Annotated in this window: 14 protein-coding genes; 6 read left to right on the plus strand and 8 right to left on the minus strand. The window is 72.1% G+C overall.

Annotation, left to right across the window (positions count from 1 at the left end; genetic code table 11):
• Positions 1-5 precede the first annotated feature (5 nt).
• Genes WMF44_RS32075 through WMF44_RS32090 form a run of 4 tightly spaced genes read right to left on the minus strand, consistent with a single transcriptional unit; the run spans position 6 to position 8993 of the window.
• Entirely contained in the window at positions 6-1358 is a 1353-nt protein-coding gene (locus tag WMF44_RS32075) for a tetratricopeptide repeat protein (RefSeq protein WP_437293851.1), read from the minus strand.
• On the minus strand, positions 1355-5656 hold the full coding sequence (locus tag WMF44_RS32080; protein ID WP_437293852.1) for a tetratricopeptide repeat protein: 4302 nt from the start codon (positions 5654-5656) through the stop codon (positions 1355-1357). The genes WMF44_RS32075 and WMF44_RS32080 overlap by 4 nt, the downstream gene beginning before the upstream one ends.
• Positions 5653-8061, minus strand: coding sequence for a tetratricopeptide repeat protein (locus WMF44_RS32085; RefSeq protein ID WP_437293853.1), 2409 nt, complete (start codon positions 8059-8061; stop codon positions 5653-5655). The genes WMF44_RS32080 and WMF44_RS32085 overlap by 4 nt, the downstream gene beginning before the upstream one ends.
• 26 nt (positions 8062-8087) lie before the next feature.
• Positions 8088-8993, minus strand: coding sequence for a hypothetical protein (locus WMF44_RS32090; protein ID WP_437293854.1), 906 nt, complete (start codon positions 8991-8993; stop codon positions 8088-8090).
• Between the two features lie 391 nt (positions 8994-9384).
• On the opposite strand from WMF44_RS32090, the gene WMF44_RS32095 reads away from it, so the two are divergent.
• Positions 9385-10005 carry an RNA polymerase sigma factor gene (locus WMF44_RS32095; protein ID WP_437293855.1) on the plus strand — a complete coding sequence of 207 codons (621 nt, stop codon included), beginning with the start codon at positions 9385-9387 and terminating at the stop codon, positions 10003-10005.
• A gap of 19 nt (positions 10006-10024) precedes the next feature.
• The gene (locus WMF44_RS32100; RefSeq protein WP_437293856.1) at positions 10025-11008 is read left to right on the plus strand and encodes a zf-HC2 domain-containing protein; all 984 of its coding nucleotides are present in this window, start codon (positions 10025-10027) and stop codon (positions 11006-11008) included.
• Between the two features lie 85 nt (positions 11009-11093).
• Here the strand turns inward: WMF44_RS32100 and WMF44_RS32105 are convergent, their stop codons facing one another.
• Both WMF44_RS32105 and WMF44_RS32110 read right to left on the minus strand, forming a co-directional pair.
• Positions 11094-11594, minus strand: a complete 501-nt coding sequence (locus WMF44_RS32105) for a TIGR02266 family protein (RefSeq protein WP_437293857.1) — start codon at positions 11592-11594, stop codon at positions 11094-11096.
• Between the two features lie 130 nt (positions 11595-11724).
• Entirely contained in the window at positions 11725-14307 is a 2583-nt protein-coding gene (locus tag WMF44_RS32110) for a glycosyltransferase family 39 protein (RefSeq protein ID WP_437293858.1), read from the minus strand.
• A 603-nt stretch (positions 14308-14910) separates the two neighbouring features.
• Between WMF44_RS32110 and era the strand changes: the two genes are divergently transcribed.
• Complete coding sequence (gene era / locus WMF44_RS32115; protein WP_437293859.1) at positions 14911-15843, plus strand: GTPase Era; 933 nt, start codon at positions 14911-14913, stop codon at positions 15841-15843.
• Positions 15840-17582 carry a ribosome biogenesis GTPase Der gene (gene der, locus WMF44_RS32120; RefSeq protein ID WP_437293860.1) on the plus strand — a complete coding sequence of 581 codons (1743 nt, stop codon included), beginning with the start codon at positions 15840-15842 and terminating at the stop codon, positions 17580-17582. The genes era and der overlap by 4 nt, the downstream gene beginning before the upstream one ends.
• An 86-nt stretch (positions 17583-17668) precedes the next feature.
• Here der and WMF44_RS32125 read toward each other — a convergent pair whose 3' ends face one another.
• Together WMF44_RS32125 and WMF44_RS32130 are read right to left on the minus strand one after the other, a co-directional pair.
• The gene (locus WMF44_RS32125; RefSeq protein WP_437293861.1) at positions 17669-18811 is read right to left on the minus strand and encodes an ArsA family ATPase; all 1143 of its coding nucleotides are present in this window, start codon (positions 18809-18811) and stop codon (positions 17669-17671) included.
• Positions 18812-18962: 151 nt separating this feature from the next.
• Positions 18963-19502, minus strand: coding sequence for a hypothetical protein (locus WMF44_RS32130; protein ID WP_437293862.1), 540 nt, complete (start codon positions 19500-19502; stop codon positions 18963-18965).
• 71 nt (positions 19503-19573) lie between these two features.
• On the opposite strand from WMF44_RS32130, the gene WMF44_RS32135 reads away from it, so the two are divergent.
• A complete protein-coding gene (locus WMF44_RS32135) occupies positions 19574-20308 on the plus strand; it encodes a tyrosine-protein phosphatase (protein WP_437293863.1) in 735 nt (244 codons plus the stop codon).
• A gap of 73 nt (positions 20309-20381) precedes the next feature.
• On the plus strand, positions 20382-20996 hold the full coding sequence (locus tag WMF44_RS32140; RefSeq protein ID WP_437293864.1) for a TetR/AcrR family transcriptional regulator: 615 nt from the start codon (positions 20382-20384) through the stop codon (positions 20994-20996).
• Positions 20997-21007: the final 11 nt, after the last annotated feature.

A 21007-nucleotide genomic window follows, 5' to 3' on the forward strand; every position in this document is an offset into this window, starting at 1 on the left:
CTCCCTCACGTGTCGGTCGCGGCGTCGGCGACGCCTCCATCCGGCGCGGCGGCAGGAGGAGGAGCCGCGGGCTGAGCCGCGGCGGCGGCCGCGTTCAGCTCCCCTTCCTTGAGCTTGGCGCGGTTCAGGAGCTCCTCCGAGTCGTCTCGCTGACCCTTGTTGCGCAGCTCCTGGAACCTCGTCAGCGATTTGATCGCCTCCGCCACCTGCTGCTTCGGCGTCATGCCGGGGACGGCGGGGGCGAACAGGTAGAGCAGGCCGAGGTCGTAGTGGACCTGAGCCAGGTTCGGGTCGCGGGCGAGCACCCAGTCGAACTCGCGCTTCGCGTCGGCGTAGCGCTCGATCAGGCGGTACGCGTCCCCGAGGTTGAGGTGCGCGGCGACGTGCTCGGAATCGAAGCGGACAGCGCCCTCGAGGAGCGGCAGCGCCTCCTGGGCGTTGCCCGCCTCGAGCAGGTAGGTCGCGAGCTGCACCCGCGCCTCGACGAGATCGGGGCGGCGCGTCACCGCCTTGCGGAACTCCTCGATCGCCGCGGCGCGCTGCCCCTGCTCCCGGTAAATCAGGCCGCGGAGCAGCAGCGCCTCGGCGTTGTCCCTGTCGCGCGGCGGGTTCTCGCTGACCGGCTCGAACCCGTCCAGGATCGCCTGGAGCGCGTACAGCGCGAGATCGAGGCGCCGGTTCCTGTAGTGATCGCGGGCGATGATCACCATCGCCGGCCGGTAGTCGGGGTTGATCTTCAGCGCCTCCTGCGCGATCCGCTGGGCAGAGCCGGTATCCCGCTGGAGCGACTTGACCTCCGCGAGCGTCGCCGCGACGGCCGCCGACTTCGGCATCTGGCCGCGCTTCTCGTTCAGGAGCCGCTCGGCCTCGCCGAGCTGGTTCTTCCTGGCGAGCAGCATCGCGTACGCGATGATGGCGGGCTCGTAGTCCGGCACGATCGTGAAGGCCTGGCGGTAGCTCGCGCCGGCGCCCGCGTCGCGGAGCCGCTCCTGCACCACGCCGAGCGAATAGAAGGCCTGGTGCGCGCGCGGATCGGCCTGCGTCGCCTGCCCGAACTGGGCCCTCGCGTTGACGAGATCCCCGGTCGCGAACGCCTGCAGGCCGCTTTGATAGAACGCCGCCGCCCGGGCGTTCATGGCCGGCGCAGCCGTCTGGGCGGGCAGATCGTAGGGGCGCGCCGAGCTCGGCATGTCGTTCATGCCGTACGGCGCCTGGGCGGGCGCGGTCGCGGCGGGCCCCGCTGGGACCGTGGGCACCTTGGGCGGCGGCGTCGCCTCCTCGCCGCAGGACGCGAGGGCGAACGGCGACATGACCGCGAGCAGGCTGGCGAAGAGGGTGACAGGGAGGCGGCGCATCATGGGACGACCGGCAGGGGCAGGGGGAGGCCGTCGGGCGCGAGCGGCGGGGTCATGCCGGGCCGCGTCCGGAGGAAGAGGCCATCCTTGTACTCGAACGGGCGCTTCGTCTCGGGATCGATGACCCCCTGGCTCCACTCGCGGAGCTTGGCGTCGCCGAGGATGTCCGTGAAGAACGCGAGCCGCTGGATCGCGAGGTCGACCGCTGGATTCCGGACCTTCCACGCCTTCGCCCAGACGACGGACTCGACGTAGAACTTGACCATCGCCTTGTCGGCATCGTTGAGGAGCCGCTCGCGCGCCGCGCGCCACTGCTCGCGCCGGTTCTGCCGGAGCGCGTCGGCCGTCTCCTGGAGATCCTCGCGATCGCTCGTCTCGGCGAGCTTGAGCAGCTTCTCTTCCTTGTCCGTGTACAGCTTCAGCCCCGGCGGGCGGGCGTTGTAAAGGCCGGTGCGGCACGAATCGTAGAGCGAGCCCTGCCGCGCGCGCGCGGCCACCGACCACGGCCGCGACTCGTAGGCGGTGATGACCTCCTGGAGCTCCTTCCAGTACCTGTCGTTGGCCTTGGTGATATCCGCCTCGAAGGCCCGCTTCACCTGATCGATGACCCCCTCGTAGCGGTGATGGCCGGTGTCGTAATCGAACTCGGCCTTGATGCGATCGTCGATGGCCTTGTAGGCGCACTCCGCCGCCATGTCGGCCTGCACCGAGCCGAGGGCCTTCACCTTGTCGCCGGTCGCCGAATTCCGGAAGGACGTGAACGCCGTCATGGTGTTCTTGCACCAGTCCCGCGCCTTCGGATCGCCGCCGGCGGCGCGCATCTTGGATGCATGGTACGCCGCCTGGACGACATACCCGCTCGCGGCCGGGTTGTTCTTGTTGGCCGCGTAATAGGCCTCCATCGACTGCGTGGCCTTGGTCCGGGCGGCGCGGTTCGGGCCCTCGTCGGCCCCGCGCTCGTCCCAGGCCTTCAGGTCCGCCGAGGCGACGAGGAAATCGATGTCGGCCTTCTGCTCGGGGGGCGGGTTCAGGCTCATGAAGGTGGCGCGCGAGGCGGTCATCTTGTCGCGCTCCCCGATGTTCGCGTAGAGCAGCACCGAGTTCCTGGCGGCGTCCCGGCGCGCCGCCTGCTCGAACCGGCCGTTGCGAGCGATGGTGTCGTAGGTCTCGGCCGCGCTGCGGTAGTTGAAGAAGAGGACGTACGCGGCGGAGAGCGCGTCGTAGGCCTGCTTCAGGTACTTCACCCGGTCGGCGTAGCGCTTCGGATCGGGGCTCTTCGGAGGGTTCGCGCCCGGATCGCCCTTCTCGAGCTTCGACAGGTTCTCCTCGCTGCCGTACTCCTTGATGAACAGGGAGTACATCGCGATGGCCTGGTCGTAGTCGCCCACCTGCTTGTAGCAGTAAGCGCCGTTCATGGCGGCCTCCGGCGCCTCGTCGCGGGCCGGCGCCTTCTCGAGCGCGACCTTGTAGAGCGCCGCGGCCTCGCGCCAGGCGGCGACGCGCGCGGGGCCGTCCGGCATCTTCTCGGCCTTCTCGAAGGCCCGGGCGGCGTCGATGTAATAGCCGCGGGAGATCGTCGGCCGGGCGATGTCGCCCTCCTTCAGCTTCTGCTCCTCGCTGACGGCGCAGCTCCGCGTGAGCGCCGCCTCGGCGAGCTTGCGGCTCTGCTCGACGTTGTTCTCGAGGTTCGACATCGTCGTGAGCCGCTCCCACGCCTTGTAGCCGAACTCCGTCTTGCCGCACTGCGCTTCGTAGATGGGCTCCATCCGCTTGCGCGCCTCGGCGAACTGGCCGTAAAGGAAGTAGTAGTCGGCCGCCTGGAACGCGTAGAGGTCGATGTTCTTCGGGGCGTCGAGCACGGGAGGGACCCGCTGGATGTACTCGTCCCGCGCGGTGACGGCCGCCTGGACCTGGGGGGGCAGCGGCTCGGCGACGACGCGCTGCTGGTCGCCCTCGCCGACGATCTTGACCTTCTCGCGCGGCTCGATGCCCTCGGCGCCGCTCGTTCGCTGGAAGAGCTTGTGTCGATCCAGGAGCGCCTGGTGGGCGGTGTCGACGACCATGTACGCCGCGGGCTGCAGGTACTTGTCGTCCTCGTTGGAGTCCCGCACGCCGACCGCCGAGCTCCTCGCCTGCTCGATCTCGTGCGTCGCGGGCGAGCGATCCATCGCCACCGTGATGACAACGACCATGTGGTGCGCGTCGGCGAGCCAGTACCGGCTCTCGTACGCGTCCGGGGCGTTCTCGTCCTGGGCCAGGTAGCCGGCCCAGCCCTGCGCGGCGAGGCGGTACTCGCCGAGCGCCCGCTCGAAGATCGGGTCGCGCGTCTCCTTGTCGCCGACCGTCAGCGCCTGCTGCACGAGCGCGCTTCCGGCGTTGGTGTGATCGGCGGCGGCGCGGCGCAGCCCGCCGCGCACGAGCCGCTCGGCGGTCTGGATCGCCTCGGGATCGTCCTTGTTCGCCTCGACCCACGGGGTCGTCCCGACGTACTGGGCGAGCTTCGTGCGCGCCTCGAGCGCCTTCGCCGAGTTCATCGCCCGCTCGGCCGTCCCCTCGCGCGATTGCGAGGTGAGCGTGTCGTAGATGTCCGCGATCTGGTTCTGGATCACGGGCGCGTCGCGGTGCATCGGCCACTTCTTGAGGAGGATCTCGCTCACCTCGAGCGTGTTCCGATACTGATTGAGCTCCTTGAACTCCAGCGCGAGCGCCTTGTAGATCTCGACCGTCCACTTCTGATCCTGCGGGATCAGCTTGGGATCCTGGACGCGCTCGATGGCGATCCGCATCTTCTGCTCGGCCATGCGCGGGTCGGTCTCGACGTCGAGGACGTCGTTCCGCGGGACGTAGGGCTCGTCCGGTCCGGGGCCGACGAAGTCGAGGTATGTGAGCGAGCCGGCGATGTAGGTGTACGCCTCCGCGCGGAAATCCGCGCCGGGATCGCCCGTCAGCTTCTCCTGCTCGTCGGTGTAGCGGAGCAGCTCGATGAACTGGCGTACCGAGGTCTCGTAACGCTGCTGCTTGAAGTACGTCCAGGCGAGCTTGTACATCGCGACGCCGTGGACAGGGGGCTTCTTGTACTTGATGGACTGCCGGTACGCCGACTCCGCCCTGTTGTAGTTGAACGGGCCGCCGGCGCGGTCGATCTCGTTGAAATGGTAGTCGCCGATCTGCCACCAGACCTCGGCGATGTAACGGGGCTCCGCGCCGAGCGCCGTCTTCTGCGGGATCGGCTGGCACTCGTCCGGATACGGATCGACGTACGCCGTCTCGTCCTCGGTGACGGGCGCCCGCCCCCGCGCGCCCTTGCGCGGGAGCGCCCGGCCGCCCGGCGTGGACCCGATGGGCGTCGGGTGGCGCGCCTCCCAGCCGGTCCAGTAATCGCTGTCGTGGTCCTGCGGGAGCTTGCCGATGGTGTCGCGCGTCGGATCCTTCGGGTCGGTCTCGACGGGATAGGGATACTTGTCGTGGCACACGAGCGAGCGCCACACCTGCTGCGCCTCGGGGAACCGGACCGAATCGTTCAGCGCATGGCCGAGGTAGTAATAGATCCCGGCGAGCTCACGGTACTGGGGGAACTCGCGGATGACGCGCTTGTAGAGCGCGATGGCCGGGAGCAGCGCGACGCTGAGATCCTCGCTCGCGTCGTTGTCGGTGCGCGCGCGCTCCTCGTAGAGCGCGGCCAGGCGGAACATCGCGTCGGGCGTGTTCTCGGGGTGGGCGTTGGGGCCGCTGTAGCGCTCGACGAACACCTCGAGCCGGCGGATCGCCTCTTCCCGGGCGTCGCGGAGCCCCTTCCTCTCGATCTCGATCTCGCGGTCGAGCGACGAGAGGATGCGGCGGCGCCTGTCCTCGTAGTGGTGCTGCACGATGCGGGTGATGGCGCTCCGGTAGTCGCGCGCCGCCTTCTCGTAGGCGGCCGCCTCCTTCTCGAGCGCGGCGAGCGCCGCCAGCTGGGCCGGCGTCGGAGGAGGAGGCGGCGGCGCCTGCTTGCGCCCGACCGACATCGGCGGCGCGAAGGGTTGCACCGCCGGCGCAGCCGGCGCCGTGGCGCCAGGCGCAGACGCGGTCGGCGCAGCCGTGGCGCCAGGCGCAGGCGTGGTCGGCGCAGCCGCGGGGACGGCAGACGCCGCCGGCGCTGGCTGGCCCCCCGGCTGAGAGAGCGCGAGCGGCGCGACCGCCAGCACCAGGGCAAGGCTGGCAAACCCGAGCGCGCCGCGCGGGCGACGGCGCCCCGCTCGCGCAGCGCCGAGCGGCGCGAAAGAGATCTGCGGCGCGCTCGCGCCACCACGCTCCTTGCTCACTTCTCGTCCTCCGGATCGCCGCTGTCGTCGAGGACCTCGTTGAGCTCCTCCTTGAGGACCCGATCCTCACGGGCGCGCTCGACCTGCAGGCTGCGAACGCGCGTCATCTGCTCCTCGCGGACCTCCCACGCCTCCTCGGTGATGCCGACGTCGGCGCGCAGGATGATGTTCTTCAGCCGGTCGCGGACGAGGCCGAAGTTTCGCATCGCGACCTCGCCGACGACGAGGCGCGCCTCCCGGTCGAGCCCATCGAGCTGCACCGAGTAGTGAACGACGTTCGCCGTCTCCCGGCCGACGATCTGCCGGAGCCCCGCGGACTTCTGGGCGACCTCCCCCTCGATGTCGCGGAGCGCCGCCTCGACCCTCGCGTCCGCCGCGTCGCCGGCGCGGAGCACCGGCGTGATGCGCTGCGCGTACGCCGCGAGCTCCGCGCCGCCGGCGCCCGCCGCGGCCAGCTCCACCTCGCGCGTCAACGCGTCGCGGTGGGCCTTGCGCACCTGCGCGTCCTCGATGAAGCGCTGATCGCCGAAGCCGACCTGGACCCGGCCCGCGCTGACCTGCTTGCGGAGCACGTCGGCCTGCTGGCGGTAGAGCGCGAGGTCGCGCTCGTTCTGGGCGAGCTCGATCTCGAACCGGGCGATGCTCGCGGGATCCCGGACGACCCCGGCGTGCGGGCCATCGCGGAGGAGCCGCCGGAGGCCGTTGACCGTCGCCTGCAGCGAGTCCATCTGCAGCGTGAGCTGCTGCAGGCGCTGCGACTGGGTGTTCCACTGCTTGAGCGCCTGCGCCTCGCGATCCTGGAAGTCGCCGTCCGTGACGGGCACCCGCGCGAGGCGCTTCTCCAGCGCCCTGCGCCTCGCGCGCGCGCCGCCGATCTCGCCCGAGAGCGAGTCGTCCTCCACGTCATCCATGCCCTGGCCGAGCGCGAGGCGCGCCAGCGCGACCCGGTTGAGCAGCGCGAGCGCCTTCTCCTCGCCGGCCTTGAGCTCCGGGAACGCGCGCACCCGGTTGGGCGAGCTGAGGACGGCGTTCAGCTTCTCGATGAGCTCGTTCGATTGCTTGATCAGCTCGCGGCAGTGGTTGACGTCGTCGATCACCGCGAACGCGGCCGGGCCGTCCTCGGCCTCGCGCGCCCACTGCACCGCGAGCGGCGGGAGCGAGGTGGTCGTGTCGAGCGCCTCGATCTGCTCCTGGCTCAGCTTGTCGTAGTAGACCGCGGGATCGCTCGTCGAGCCGAGGAAGGCGTCCACGCGCGCGCGCATCGGGTCGTAGGTGGCGCGGACCCCCTCGTACACCTTCAGCGCCTTCTCGAAGCGGCCCGCGCGCAGCATCAGGTCGCCGCGGAGCAGCGAGCCGTCCGCGATGTTCTGGCTGTCCGGCTCGGCGATCGCGAGGATCTCGAGCGATCGCTGGGCGCGATCGACGTCGCCCAGGCGGACATACACCCACGCGAGCTCGTAGAGCATCGTCCCGAACTCGGGCGAGACGCGGTCGATGTGGCCGTAGGCCTGCACGGCCTGGGACCACTGGTCGGCCTCGTAGAAGAGCCGCCCGATCGCGAGCCACGCGAGGTCGATGACGCGCCGGTGCTCCGGGGTGTCGGCCGGCAGCTGCGTCACCTTCTGGAACAGATCGATCGCGGCGACGTAGCGGGTCTTGGGCACCGCCGGCGGCGCCTCGCCCTCCTTGAGCGGCTCGGGCGGGGGCGTCGCCTCCTTCACCGCGATCAGCCCGAGCAGGTACCTCGCCTGGTGGAAGTACTCGCTCTGCGGGTCGACCGCGCCGAGCGAAGCCTTCGCGCCGCCGAAGTCCTTCTTCACGTAGAGGCCCTTGCCGCGCGCGTACGCGAGGGCGCTCCCCGCCGTGGAGGCCGGGACGCTGTTCATCGACGCGAAGACGGCGTCGAGCGCGTCGTAGTCCTTGATCCGGAGGCAGATGTCCACGAGCCGGCCGAGCGCCTTCGCCTGGTAGGTGGCGAAGCGCGGCTCGGCGCCGCTCGCGACGATCCGCTGGAAGACCCGGCGGGCCGAGAGGTACTGCTTCGAGCGGAAATACGTCTCCCCGAGCAGCGTGAGCGCGTCCGGGAACGCCGTCGGATGGTCGGGGTACTTCTCGACCACCTGGTTCAGCACGTTCGCCGCCCGCTCGTAATCCCTGGAGCCCATCAGGAGCTGGGCATCCGCGATGCGCTGGGCCGGCGTGCGCTGCTCGCCGCGGGACTTGTGGATCGCCGCCTGGATGGCGCCGAGCCCGGAGGTGACGCTGCCGATCTGCTGAGAGGCGCTCGTGTAGGCGCGCTCAGCGTCCAGGGCCCACGCGTCGGCGGGGGCCGCGGTCGTCGCCGCGCCGAGCGCGAGCACGCCAAGCAAGGCAGGGAGTACCCGCGATCCGGTGTCCCAGGTCATGGTGGCTTGTCCTAACGAGCTCGAACCTACTTCCCACCCGCGGCGGCGGACGGCTGCCCGGGAGCATCCGAGAGGCCGCTCACGATCTTCTCGACGAACCGGACGGCTGGCCGCTCTTCGAGCGGGGTCGTGACGCCGCCCTTCTCGAACGCGACCGCCTGAAGGTTGATGGTCTTGCCCTCGACCGCCGTGAAGGAATGGCTGGAGCGCACCTCGAAGCGGTAGCCCCGGAGGTAGGAGAACACCCCGTAGCCGTTGCCCTGCAGGTTCACGAGCACCTGGAGCGTGTGATCCCCCGGCGGGACGGAGCCGTTGAAGATCGGGATCTCCGTCTGCTCGGCGAGGGCGCCCGACTGATCGGTCTTGTTGTACTGGACGGCGCCATCCAGGACGATCAGCACACGCGTGACGCGGAACGCGGACGACAGCTCGTTGTTGAAGCGGATCGAGGCGCGCGAGCCGGCGCCGCCGCCGGAGAGGATCGTGTCGCTGAGCAGCGAGAGCCGCGTGTGGCTGCGGCGGATCTGCTCCTTGAGCTCGTCGATGCGCTGCTCCAGATCGCGCAGCCGCACCGCGTAGGTCGGACCATCCATCGCCGGAGCGGCGGCCGCGCCCGCAGCCGGGGCGCTCGCCGGGGCAGCCGTCGCGCCGGGCGCCGCCGTCGCGCCCGCAGCGGGGGCGACCGTCGCGGCGGGCGCCGCCGCCCCCGCAGCCGGCGCGACCGTCGCGGAAGCGGGCGCAGGAGCCGCTTGCGCTCCGTTGCCCGGCGCGGGCGCTGCGGGGACAGCCGGCGCTGTGGAGGCCGCCGGCGCCACGGAGGCGGCGGGAGCGGCGGCCTTGCCCGCCGCGCCGCCCGGGGCCTGCGCGAAGGCGGGCATCGACATCAAGAACGAGGCTCCCACCCCCACAGCCAGCATCCTGATAAGTCGCATCGAAAGGTAACCTCGTGGTTGAACCCTCGTCGGCAGAGGGGGGCGACCTCACGCCCGGTGCCGGGGAGTCTAGTGGCGGCGGGCTTCCGAGCGCAACGACATGGACGCCTGCTCGTCCCCCGGCGCAGGCTCCCGTCGCTCGCGGCGCGCGTAGAGGTCAGCGCGCGCCCATCCCCCTGCCCTTCCCCGGCCGCGGCCGCTGCGGGCGAAGGGGGCTCGCTCGCTCGGGGGCGGATCCGCTAAGGTGCGCTTGTGTCAGGGGAAGGAGTGCTCCTCAGATCTTCGGGCCGCGCCGCGCGTCCGATCCGACGCCGCGGCCGCCGCCGCGAACACCCCGCCGCCCGGGCCGCCGAAGGAGCGCCGCAGAGGCTCGGCCGCTCCGGGAGCTAGGATGGTCCCGATTTCTCGAGAGGAGGTCACGGACGAAGCGCTGATGATGCGCTTCCAGGGCGGCGACCGCGCGGCGTTCGCCGGGCTCGTCCGGCGGCACAAAACGTCCATCTACAACTTCATCCTGCGACAGGTCCGCGGGCCTGCGATCGCCGAGGATCTGGTGCAGGATGTGTTCGTGAAGATCGTGCAGAGCGCCTCCGACTTCAAGCACGAGGCCAGGTTCACCACCTGGGCGTTCGCCATCGCGCGCAACGTCTGCATCGATCACCTGCGCAAGATGTCGCTCCGGCGCCACCCGTCGCTCGACCAGGGCTCCGGGGAGGGCGGCGACGGCCCGACGCTCGGCGAGCGGACCGCGGACCCGGCGCCCCAGGCCGCGGTGGACCGGGTCGCGATCGGGACCGAGATGGGGCAGCGCATCGTCCGCGCGGTCGAGGGTCTCCCGCACGAGCAGCGGGAGGTCTTCCTGCTCCGGGAGATCGGGCACGTGCCCTTCAAGGACATCGCCCACATCGTGGGGGTGCCCGAGAACACGGTGAAGAGCCGGATGCGCTACGCCCTGGAGCGGCTCCAGGACGCCCTCTCGGAGTACGAGGATTACGCGAGGGCGCTGCGCTAGCGCTCCGGAAGAGCTGTCTATGGACTGCGAGAAGTTCGACCAGCACGTGATGGACGCGCTCTACGACGAGCTCGACGAGCTGACGTATGCGGCCATGAAGCGGCACATGGACGGCTGCGCCCGGTGCGCGTCGGCGTTCGCGGGGCTGCGCGCGGCCCGCAACGTCGGCGCCTTGCCGTTCGAGGAGCCGAGCGAGGAGCTCGAGGCGCGGATCCTCGACGCCGTCGAGGTCGCGCAGAAGAAGACGCCGTTCCGGCGCAAGGCGCTCCGCGCGCTGGCCTGGGCCGGCAGCCACGCGATGCGGCCGCAGCTGGCGATGGCGGCGCTGTTCGTGCTCGTCATCGGATCGAGCCTGCTGCTGCTGCGGCCGAAGACGGGCGTGGCGCCGGTGCGGGTCACCGAGTGGGGCCAGCCCGCGTCGCTGGATCAGCACGAGGCGCCCCGCGCCGCCACGCCTGCCCCCGCGGCCGTCGCGATGGAGGAAGGCGACGGCCGGCGCTCGGCCGAGGCCAAGGCGGAGGCGCCCAGGGCGGAGGCGGCGAAGGAGAAGAGCGCGCGTGCGTCCGCGGACGACGGCGCGAGCGCCGCGCTCCACGAGGCGCAAGCGCTGCAACGCAAGTCGGGCTGCGCGGCCGCCGTCGGCAAGCTCGACGAGGTCGGCGCGCAGTACCCGGGCACGCCGTCCGCGCACGCCGCGATGTGGGAAGCGGCCCGGTGCTACCAGGCCTCCGGCGACACGGCGAAGGCGCGCGAGCTGCTGCTCGCGCTGCGCTCCGCGAAGGGCTACGGCGACCGCGCCGAGCAGCAGCTCGCGGACCTCGAGGCGAACGCCGCCGGCGCGCAGGCGCAGAACTCGGCGCCGGCGGCCGCCGCCCCCGCCGCGGCCGCGCGGCGCGCTGCGCCCAAGGCGGCGATGCCCGCGGCGCCGCCGCGCAACGCCGAGGAGCAAGGTGCAGCGGGCCCCGCGCAGGCGGCGCCCGCCGACGCCGCGACGTCCCGCTGACGGATTGCGGGCGCCGGCGCGGCCGCGCCTCCGCCGTCCCCGGCGCCGCGCCTCGACCTCACCGCGCGCCGCGGCGGCGCCAGCGTCAGTTCGATCTCACCGGCGCTTCGCGGATGTAGGCGATCGTCCTGATCGTGCCGACGATGCGCTCGCGATCGTCCGGCGTGAGATCGACGAAGCGGATCCCCATGCCCGGGTTCGGGTTGTCGTGGAGGGGGCGCACCTCGTTGATCCACTGCACCGTCCCCTCGAGCACGTACGAGCCGTCGGTCCCCGGCGGCGAGAAGCGGAGCGTGAGCCGCGTGCCGATCGAGAGAGGCTGCGTCGTGCGGACGAAGATGCCCATCTCCGAGATGTTGGTGATGGACGCGTAGAGGAACGTGTCGTCGGTCTCGCAGTCCACGAGCCAGGTGACGTCGAGGCGCTCGGAGGAGCGTCGGTCGAGCGAATCCGAGGCGGGGACCTCGAGCTCGGCGTCCTCGCCGGGGCGATGCGCGTCGCCGTAGGCGCCGGCTTGCGCGCAGGACGGCGGCGTACCGCCCGGCGCGTCGGGCGGATGGTTTGAGTCCCGACGGCCCCCGGTCATGAGTCTGCGACTAGCCGCTTTCCGCACGCGCGTCGAGGGCGCTCGACGAGGAGGAGCACGCGTGCGTCGCCGGGCCGCGCGGGACGAGGCGCGCAGCGCGCGCATGCGTCGGGATCCCCACGAGGGCAGCTCACCGCACGCGGATGACGCCGCCGCGGATGCGGTCCTCGTGCTCCGGCCCGCGCGTCACCTGAAAGCGCGTCTCACCGGCGAAGAGGCCGAAGTAGAGCGTGTAGTCGCCCGGGGTGAAGTTGGGCTCGAGCCGGAGCTCGTGGTCGTCCACGACGACGTCGCCCGGCTGCCACAGGCTCAGCGGGTAGCGCCCCTCGATCACGGGATGGTCGCCGTTGTATCGACGCTGGAACCCGTCGATGTGAACGAACATCTTCCAGTTGCCGGTGATCGGCCGGTGGACCCGGAAGTACGTCCGCAGGTGGTAGCTCTTCTGAGGGACGACGCTCGAGACCTTCTGGCCGTCGTCGTCGGTGAGCTCCCAGCCGAGCACCTCCAGCTGATCCTCGAGCATCGCGTCGAGCGGGTTCTCGGGCGCGGCGGGCTCGTCGAGGACGATACGGCCGAGCCAGCTCTCGTTCGGCCTGCCCCCGAGCTCGTTCGACGCAAGGAGGATCTGGCTGGAGCGGCCGTCGAGGACGGGCAGGTTGCGCCGGTAGCGCTTGCGAAAGAGGCTGTTCAACCGGGGCAGATCGTCGGACTTCACGACGAGCCAGCGGCGAGCGGCGGGGGCGACCGGAGCGGCGGCGCCGTCCCCCGAGCTCCCCGCGGCGGTGAGCCAGTCGAACGCCTGCAGGACATCGGTGAACGAGGTGACCTCGCCGCCCTGGTAATAGGCCGCCGTGCGGCTCCGGACGCCGAGCATCGCGAGCGGCTCGCCGGGCTTGCGAAGGGACTCGTAGGACGCGAAGACCTCCTTCGGCGAGAGCTGGGCCGCGAGCGCCGGATAGTACCAGAAGCTCAGCGCGAAGCCGGCGACGAGGCCGGCGAGCGGCGTGCCGACGGCGCGCGGGAGGGAGGCGCGCGCGACGGCGTGGCGGAACGCGTCGCGCGCCACGAGGAGCAGCACGGGGCTCGCCGCCATCAGCATGGGCAGCGCCCACCAGGCGTTCATCCCGTACGCGGCGAGGTGGTTCGGCATCCTCGCCACGGTGCCCCACCCGATGCGCTTGCCGACGAAGAGCATCGCGCCGACACCGACGAGCGCCGCCTCGAGGACGATCAGCAGGAAGAGCAGGTTGCCGTTCCAGATGCGAGCGAGCTCCGCGGCGCCGGCGTTCACCTCGTCGAGGACGCGCCGCGCCCACGCGCTGAAGCTGCGATCGAGCTCGCGGGGCTGCTCTTCGAACCAGGTGAGCGAGACGAGGCCGGCGAACGCGAGCAGGACGAGGCGCATCGCCGAGGCCGCTTCGCCCTCGAAGCTCTTCGGGAAGACGGGCTTGTCGACCGAGAAGACGCTGAGCGCCCTGTCCGGTGAGGTGACGAGATCGCGGTAGAGGACGAAGGCGAGCACGGCGCAGCCGACGGCGAGCGCTCGCGAGGAGGGGGCGCCGCGCTCGAGATCGCGGATGGCGAGCGCGGCGATGGCGGCGAGGAGCGCGGGGCCGCTGAACGGGAGCGCCCCGGCGTGCGGCGCGAGGACCGCGAAGGCGCCGTAGGCGAGCGCAGACGTGACGATCAGGGCGATCCGGACGCCGGCCTCGCGATCGAGGAGAGGGGCGGCGATCTCGCCCGCTCGGTCCGCGGCGGGGGCCCGGAAGAGCCGGCCGACGGCGAACGGCAGGAAGGCGCTCCACGGAAAGAGGGCGTGGCCGAGCTGGCGCAGCGTGAGATCGAACGTGGACTCGACGGGCGGCTTCTTGAGGAGCGCCACGCCGAGGGCGCGGGGCAGCGGCTCGCCGGCGCTCGAGCTCGCGAGCACGAGGGCGCCCTGCGCCGCCGCCGCGACGCCGAGCGCCAGCGCGGCGGCGCCCACGAGGTCGCCCGGCGTGGGCCCCCGGCCTTCCGGCGCGGGCCAGGCGCCGGACGTCCGGAGCAGGAGCCAGGTCAGGCCGGCGCCGAGCGCGGGGACGGCGACGCCGATCAGCAGGCCGCGGCTGAGGTATCCGGCCACGACGCCGAGGATCCCCACGGCGAGCCACGCGGCCGGCGCGAGCAGGGCGCCGCGCTGCGCCCCTCGCCCGCCCTCGAGCAGCGCGCCGGTCAGCCCGCAGAACGCCATCGTGAGCGCGGCCATCGTGACGATGTCGCCGAGCAGGGTGCGCGCCTGCATCACGTAGAGCGGCATCGTCACGAGCACCGCGACGCCGTACAGGCCGGCCCTTCGATCGACGAGGCGGGCGAGGAACTCGTAGAGCACGAGCGCGCCGGCGAGCCCCCACAGCGCGAGCGGGAGGCGCCCGGCCCAGTCGTGCAGACCGAACACGCGGAAGCCGAGCGCCATCGAGGTGAACCCGAGCTCTCCCATGCCGAGATCGGTCAGGGTCGGCAGCTGCCCGGGAGCGTCCGGGAGATCCACGCCGCGCGCGCCGAAGACGTGGATGGCGATGCGGCGGGCCAGGTCGGCACGGTCGAGCTCGTAGGGGTCCCAGATGCCGCTCTTGCCGATGAGCGGCAGCAGCGCGAGGGCCGCGAGCGCGACGGCCGCGAGCCTCGCGAGGCCGGCGCGCCCGCTCCCGGCGGCCGCGCGGCCGCGGTCCATGGCCGGCGCGTCACCGATCTCAGCCGAGCGCGCCTCGAGAGGGGGCACCTCGGCGCGGGGCGGGGCTCCGCTCGCGTGCGGGTCGGGGGCGGCGGGCGGGGCTCCGCCCTGTGGGTCCCCTCGGTGGACGCTCGACATGCAGGGCATCCCCTTACCGCCTTCGCGCGCGCGTGACCACGGATCGTGGGGAAGCGTTTGTAGCCCCCCTGGGCGTCTGCTATCGCGCGCGGCGTGGTGAAAGCCCGTCCCCAGAGCGCGCCCCAGGGCGCGAAAGCGCGCCCGCAGGCGCCGAAGCCCGCCCCGGCCGCCGGTGGCCCCCGTCCTGCCAAGAAAGGTAGCGAAGGCAGCCGCCGGGGAGCGCCGTCCGGCGAAGAGCCCCGGACGAGCAAGAAGCGAAGCCCCACGGCGCGCTCGTCCGGCGCGGCCCGCGGCCAGGCGGGGCGTGGATCCCGCCCTGGTGGCGACGCGAAGGGGCGACAGCTCCCTGAGCGGACGGGCCGGACGGCAGGCGGGCGAGGCGCCGCGCAGCAGCAGCGCAGGAAGGCGGCCGAGCCGAGGCGGGCGGAGGAGACCGACGCCTCGCTGCCGAGGCGATCCGGGCGCGTGGCCCTGGTCGGGCGCCCCAACGTGGGCAAATCGACGCTGCTGAACGCGGCGCTCGGCCATCCGCTCGCGATCGTCTCGCCGACGCCTCAGACGACGCGCGACGCGATCCTCGGGGTCGTGCACCACGGCCCGGCGGAGATCGCGCTGCTCGACACGCCCGGCCTGCACCGGCCGCGCACGGAGCTCGGGCGCGTGATGAACCAGGCGGCGCGCGAGGCGGCGCGGGGCGCCGACGTGATCGTGTTCGTGACCGAAGCGCCGGATCCCGCGCGCCTGCCGCGGCGCGTGAAGGAGGGGGAGGACGGCCCGCCGCTCGCGCCGCACCCGAGCGATCTGACGTTGCTCGCGGACCTGGGGAGCGAGGCGCCGGTGGTGTTCGTGCTCAACAAGGTCGACCGGATGCGGGACAAGGCGCTGCTCTTGCCGCTCCTCGACGCGTTCGCCAAGGTCCGGGAGTTCGCGGCGATCGTCCCCATCTCGGCGCTGCGCGAGGACGGCATCCAGCGCGTGCTCGACGAGGTGGCGAAGCTCTGCCCCGAGGGGGACTGGGGCTTCGCGCCCGATGAGCTCACCGACAGGCCGACGCGCTTCTTCGCCGCCGAGTACGTGCGCGAGCAGATCCTGCGCGCGACGAAGGCCGAGGTGCCCCACGCGAGCGCCGTGCAGATCGAGCGCTACGTCGAGCCGACAGGCGAGGGCGCGCTGCACATCGACGCGACCATCCACGTGGAGCGGCCCGGGCAGAAGAAGATCCTGATCGGCGCCGGCGCGGAGCAGCTGAAGCGCATCGGCACGGAGGCTCGGCTCCGGATAGAGGAGCTCGTCGGCCGTCAGGTGAACCTCAAGCTCTGGGTCCGGGTGACGCCGGAGTGGCGCGAGTCGCGGGAGCGGCTGGACGAGCTCGGTTACAACAAGGGAGAGACCTCGTGAGCGCGGCAAAGCCAGCCCTTTCCAGATCGAACAAGCGCAGCCAGGGAGCCGCCGGAGGCGGGCGGACGGCGAAGAAGGGCGACGCGCCCGAGAAGACCGAGAAGAAGAGGGGCGGCGTCGCTCCCAGGAAGGGCGCTGCCGCCTCCGGCAAGGGCGCTGCCGCTCCCGGAAAGAGCGCAGCGGCCCCCCGCAAGGGCGCTGCTGCTCCCGGAAAGAAGGCGGCGGCGCCCGGCAAGAGCGCCGCCGGATCGAAGAAGGGCAGCCGTTCAGGCCCGAGCAAGGCCCGCGCTCTCGCCGAGCCGATCGGCCACGAGGCGGCGCACGACAGGGAGGAGCTCGCGGCGGACCTGGCCGAGGAGGTCATCGCGGCCGCCGAGGACGCCGCGGCCGATGCGCCTGCGCCGCCCCCGTCGGCCGGGATCGTGGCGCTGGTCGGGCGGCCCAACACCGGCAAGAGCACGCTGTTCAACCGGCTTGTCGGCAAGCGCGTCGCGATCGTGCACGACGAGCCCGGGGTGACCCGCGATCGCCACTACGGCGACGTCACCTCGCGGGGACGGCGCTTCACGCTCGTCGACACCGGCGGGTTCGACCCCGAGAGCGATGATCCCATGCGGCAGGGGATCAAGCGGCAGATCGACCTCGCCATCGCCGAGGCCGACGTCATCGTGTGCGTGCTCGACGCCGTGACGCCGGTCACGCCGTCGGAGCACGCCGAGCTCGGCCTGCTGCGCCGCGCGGGCAAGCCCGTGATCTACGTCGCCAACAAGGCGGACTCGCCGAAGGCCGAGGTGGAGGCGGCGGAGCTGTACCGCCTCGGGATGGAGCGGCTCATCCTGATCAGCGCCCTCCATGGCCGCGGCATCTCGGATCTGGAGATGGCCATCGAGGCGGCGCTCCCCAAGGAGCCCGCGGCGCCCGAGGAGTCGGCCGAGGGGGCGCTCCGCATCGCCATCATCGGGCGGCCCAACGCGGGGAAGTCGTCGCTCGTCAACCGCATCGCGGGCGAGGAGCGCATGCTGGTCGACGCGCAGCCGGGCACGACGCGCGATCCGATCGACACGCTGGCCGAGCGCGACGGCAAGCGGTTCTTGCTCATCGACACGGCCGGCATCCGGCGCAAGTCCAAGGTGGCGAAGGAGGACAGCGCCGTCGAGGCGGTCAGCGTGATCCACGCGATCCGCGCCATGGAGCGGGCGGAGGTCGTGCTCCTGCTCTGCGACGCGGCCGAGGGCGTGGCCGAGCAGGACGCGAAGATCCTCGGCCTCGCCGTCGATCGCGGGTGCGGCGTCGTGATCGGCCTCAACAAGATCGATCTGCTCGATCGCAAGGCGCTCGCCAAGGCGGAGCAGGACGCCCGCGACAAGCTCTCGTTCGTGCCGTGGGCGCCGATCGCGCACGTGAGCGCGCGCAGCGGGCGCGGCGTGGCGAAGCTCATCGAGAGCGTGGCCCAGGTGGCCGACGCCTACCGGAAGCGCGTGCCCACCGGGGAGCTCAACCGCTTCTTCGAGCAGATCCTGCTCACGCACCCGCCGCCGACGCACGGCGGGCGCGCGCCCCGCCTGTTCTTCGTCACGCAGGCCGAGACGTCGCCGCCGCTGTTCGTCGTCGTCGCGAGCGATCCCGACAAGCTCCACTTCAGCTACCGGCGCTACGTGGCGAACCAGCTCCGACAGGCGTTCGCGCTGGAGGGCGTGCCGGTCCGCGTGAAGTACAAGGAGCGCAGGCGGCGGGGGTAGGCCGGGGGGGGGCAGCCCAGCTGCCTCCTCACGGGCCGTTCCGCGTCACCCCGGGGCAGCCGGAAGGACCGACGAGCTGCCCCTGGCTACCCCGCCGCCCCGGGCAGCGGCGCCAGCACGTCGGCGATCCTCGCGAGGCCGGCCACGTCGTGGATGTCGTACGGGAACGCCGGGACGTCGACGCGGACGCTGCCGGCGCTCTGCTCGTCTTCGAGCGCCGCCTCGAGGGCGATCAGGTTCAGCTGATCGAGCTTGCCCATGCGGCTCTCGTCCTTGGCGGCCTGGAGCAGGCGCGCCGCGGCGCCGGCGGAGAGCGCAAGGCTGCTCCCGTCGAGCGCGGCGGCGATCTCGCCGACGCCGGGGAGCGCGCCGTACACCGGGTGGACGCGGTTCACGACGAACGCGTCGCGGTGCATCTGCTGCTCGCGCAGGCGATCGGCGAAGTACAGCACCTCGCGCACGCAGAGCGGATCGGGCGTCGTCACGAGCACGTACGCCACGTCGGGGCCGCGGAGCGCCGACGCCACCGCGTCCGCCCGCTGCTTCCAGCCGCCGAAGACCGCGTTCATCTCGCTGATGAACGCCGCGATCTGCTCGAGGAAGCCGCTGCCGGTCAGCTTGCCGATGCCCCGCAGCACCGCGGCGGTCGAGCGCGCCAGCAGGTTGAGCGAGAGCTTGCCGGAGCTCTGGAAGGCCTGCACGAACCACCGCGTGGCCGCGCCGTCGATGGCGCCGACGAGGCGCTCCGGCGCGTCGAGGAAATCCAGCGCGTTCGCCGTGGGCGGCGTGTCGAGCAGGACGAGGTCGTAGCTCGGGTCGCTCCTGACGGCGTAGAGCTTCTCCATCGCCATGTACTCCTGCGTGCCCGCGAGCGACGTGGAGATGTACTTGTAGAGGACGTTGCCGAGGATCCGGTCGCGCTGCTCGGGCGTGGGGGCGAGCGACGCGACGAGGCCGTCGAAGGTCGACTTCGTGTCGAGCATCATGACCGTCATCGAGCCGGGCACGTCGACCCCCGCCCTGGCGAAGCGGGCGGGCTCGATCGTCTGCGCCTCGGTCGTCATCTCCTCGAGCCCGAGGCTCTGGGACAGCCGGCGCGCCGGATCGATCGTCAGGCAGAGGACGCGCTTGCCGCGGCGGGCGGCGGCCAGGCCGAGCGCAGCGGTCGTTGTCGTCTTGCCGACGCCGCCGCAGCCGACGCAGAGGATCACCCTGCGGGAGGCGAGCAACGGGGCCAGACCGGCGTGGTCTGCCTGAAGGGACGCGTCGGCGGCGGGCGGGCTGTTCCGAGGGGGTGCGAGCGAGCCGGGCATTGCGCGCGACCTGAGGCCGCGGCCCCTTGTAGCACGAACCGGGGGGGCGCGAGCGCCCGGCGGCCGCTCAGGCGGCGCGGAGGATGCGCAGGCACCCCGCAGCGGCCCGGGCAATGGAGGCGCCACGCTCCGCCGTGCCGCCGCGGCCGCAGAGCAGCACCTCGCCGCCCGACACCGAGAGGCTCTGGACCTCGACGTCGGCGGTGAGCGTGGCGATGCGCGAGCCGACCGCCGCGCTCTGCACGGCGTCCGGGTTGGCGAGGAGCGGGGCGTAGGCGGCGAGCTCCTCACACGCCGGCCACGCGCCCGCCCCGGCGACGAGGCAGCCGCTGTCGTCCACGAGGACCACGACGTCCAGGTTCGCCTCGGCGCGGGTCGTCGAGAGCTGGTAGTGCAGCGCGGTGACCGGATCCTCGCTGCGGCGGCGCCGCCGCTCGGAGGTGGGGATCCCCTCATCCTGGGCCGGTGTGCCCTGCTCGACCGAGGGCGCGCCGGGATCGACCGGGCGCTCCGCGCGGCCCCCCGGCCTGCCGCCGCGCTGGCCGCCAGCGCAGCCGTCCGACGCGAGCTGAGGCACAAGCTGCTGGTTCGATAACGAGAGCGACACGAACACCTCCTCGACGCGAAGGATGGTCGCAGCGCACGCGGGCGGCCAACTTTGCTAAGTTCGGAGCGACGATGCGCGGCTTCATCGATCTGCACTCCCACTGGGTCGCGGGCGTCGACGACGGCGCCCGCACCGTCGAGGAGAGCCTCGCCCTCCTCACCGCGCTCCGCGGCGCCGGGTTCGACACCGTCGTGGCGACGCCGCACATGCGCCCCGGGATGTTCGACAACACCCGGCAGGGCCTGAAGGCCGCCTACGACGCGACCTGCGCCGCGCTGCGGGCCGCGGCCGGCGCGCGCGACCTGCCCGCGCTCGATCTCTCGTCGGAGCACTTCTTCGACGACATCGTCTTCCAGCGCCTCCTCGACGGCAGCGCCCTCCCCTTCCCGGGCGGCCGCGCCGCGCTCGTCGAGTTCCCGACCCGGAGCTTCCCCGCCCGGGCCGCGGAGCGGCTCTTCGATCTCAGCCGCCGCAAGCTCCGCCCCGTCATCGCCCACCCGGAGCGCTACGAGCCCGTCTTCGACGACATCTCCTCGCTCGATCCGCTGCTCGACGCGGGCGCGGTGCTCCTCCTCGACGTCGCGGCGCTCACCGGCAAGTACGGGCGCACCCCCCGCCGGGCCGCCGAGCAGCTGCTCGAGGCCGGCTACTACTACGCCGCGTGCAGCGACGCCCACGCCGCAAAGGACGTCCCCGATGTGAGCGACGGCATCAAGGCCCTCTTCGCCAGGGTCGGCGAGGAGGAGGCGAGCTTCATGCTCATCGACGGCCCGCGCGCGATCCTCGAAGGCACCGTCGACCCCTGAGGCCGTGATCCACCCGCTCGCTTGACGGGCCGCCGTCCATCGCTATAAGCGAACGACACGTTCATTATTCGCCATGGCGCAGTACCTCAAAGACGACGTCCAGGAGAGCATCACCTCCGCCGCGCTGACGATCTTCGCGCGGAAGGGGTACGAGAGCGCGACCATGGCCGAGATCGCCCGGGCGGCCGGCGTCTCGACGGGCAACATCTACCGGTACTTCGCGAACAAGGACGCGCTCTTCTACGGGATCGTCGACGACGGCTTCGCCCGCGCCTTCACGCTCCTGCTGCGCCGCCGCGTGAAGGCGCTCGACGGCGTGGAGGACGTCCGGGCGCTCCCGCCGACGGCCGCCTACCACCTGATCTCCGAGGAGCTCCTCCGCTTCTGCATCGAGAACAGGCTGCGCGTCGTGATCCTCCTGGGGCGCGCCGGCGGCTCCAGGTACGAGCGGTTCTTCGAGGAGACCGTCGAGCGCCTCATCGCGCTGGCGATCGAGCACTTCCGCGCCCTCGACCCATGCCTCTCGGTGACCGAGGTGATGCGGTTCAACCTGGACCAGATCTACCAGGGCTTCGTCAGGGCGATGGTGAACGCCCTCGCCCGCTTCGAGGACGAGGACGCCATCCGGGAAGCGGTCCACGGTTACTCGAAATACCACCTTGCCGGACTCAGGAGCTTCTTCGCGTAAGCTTCGCTTCG

Source organism: Sorangium sp. So ce426 (assembly GCF_051475585.1).
Classification (GTDB): Bacteria; Myxococcota_A; Polyangia; order Polyangiales; family Polyangiaceae; genus Sorangium; species Sorangium cellulosum_B.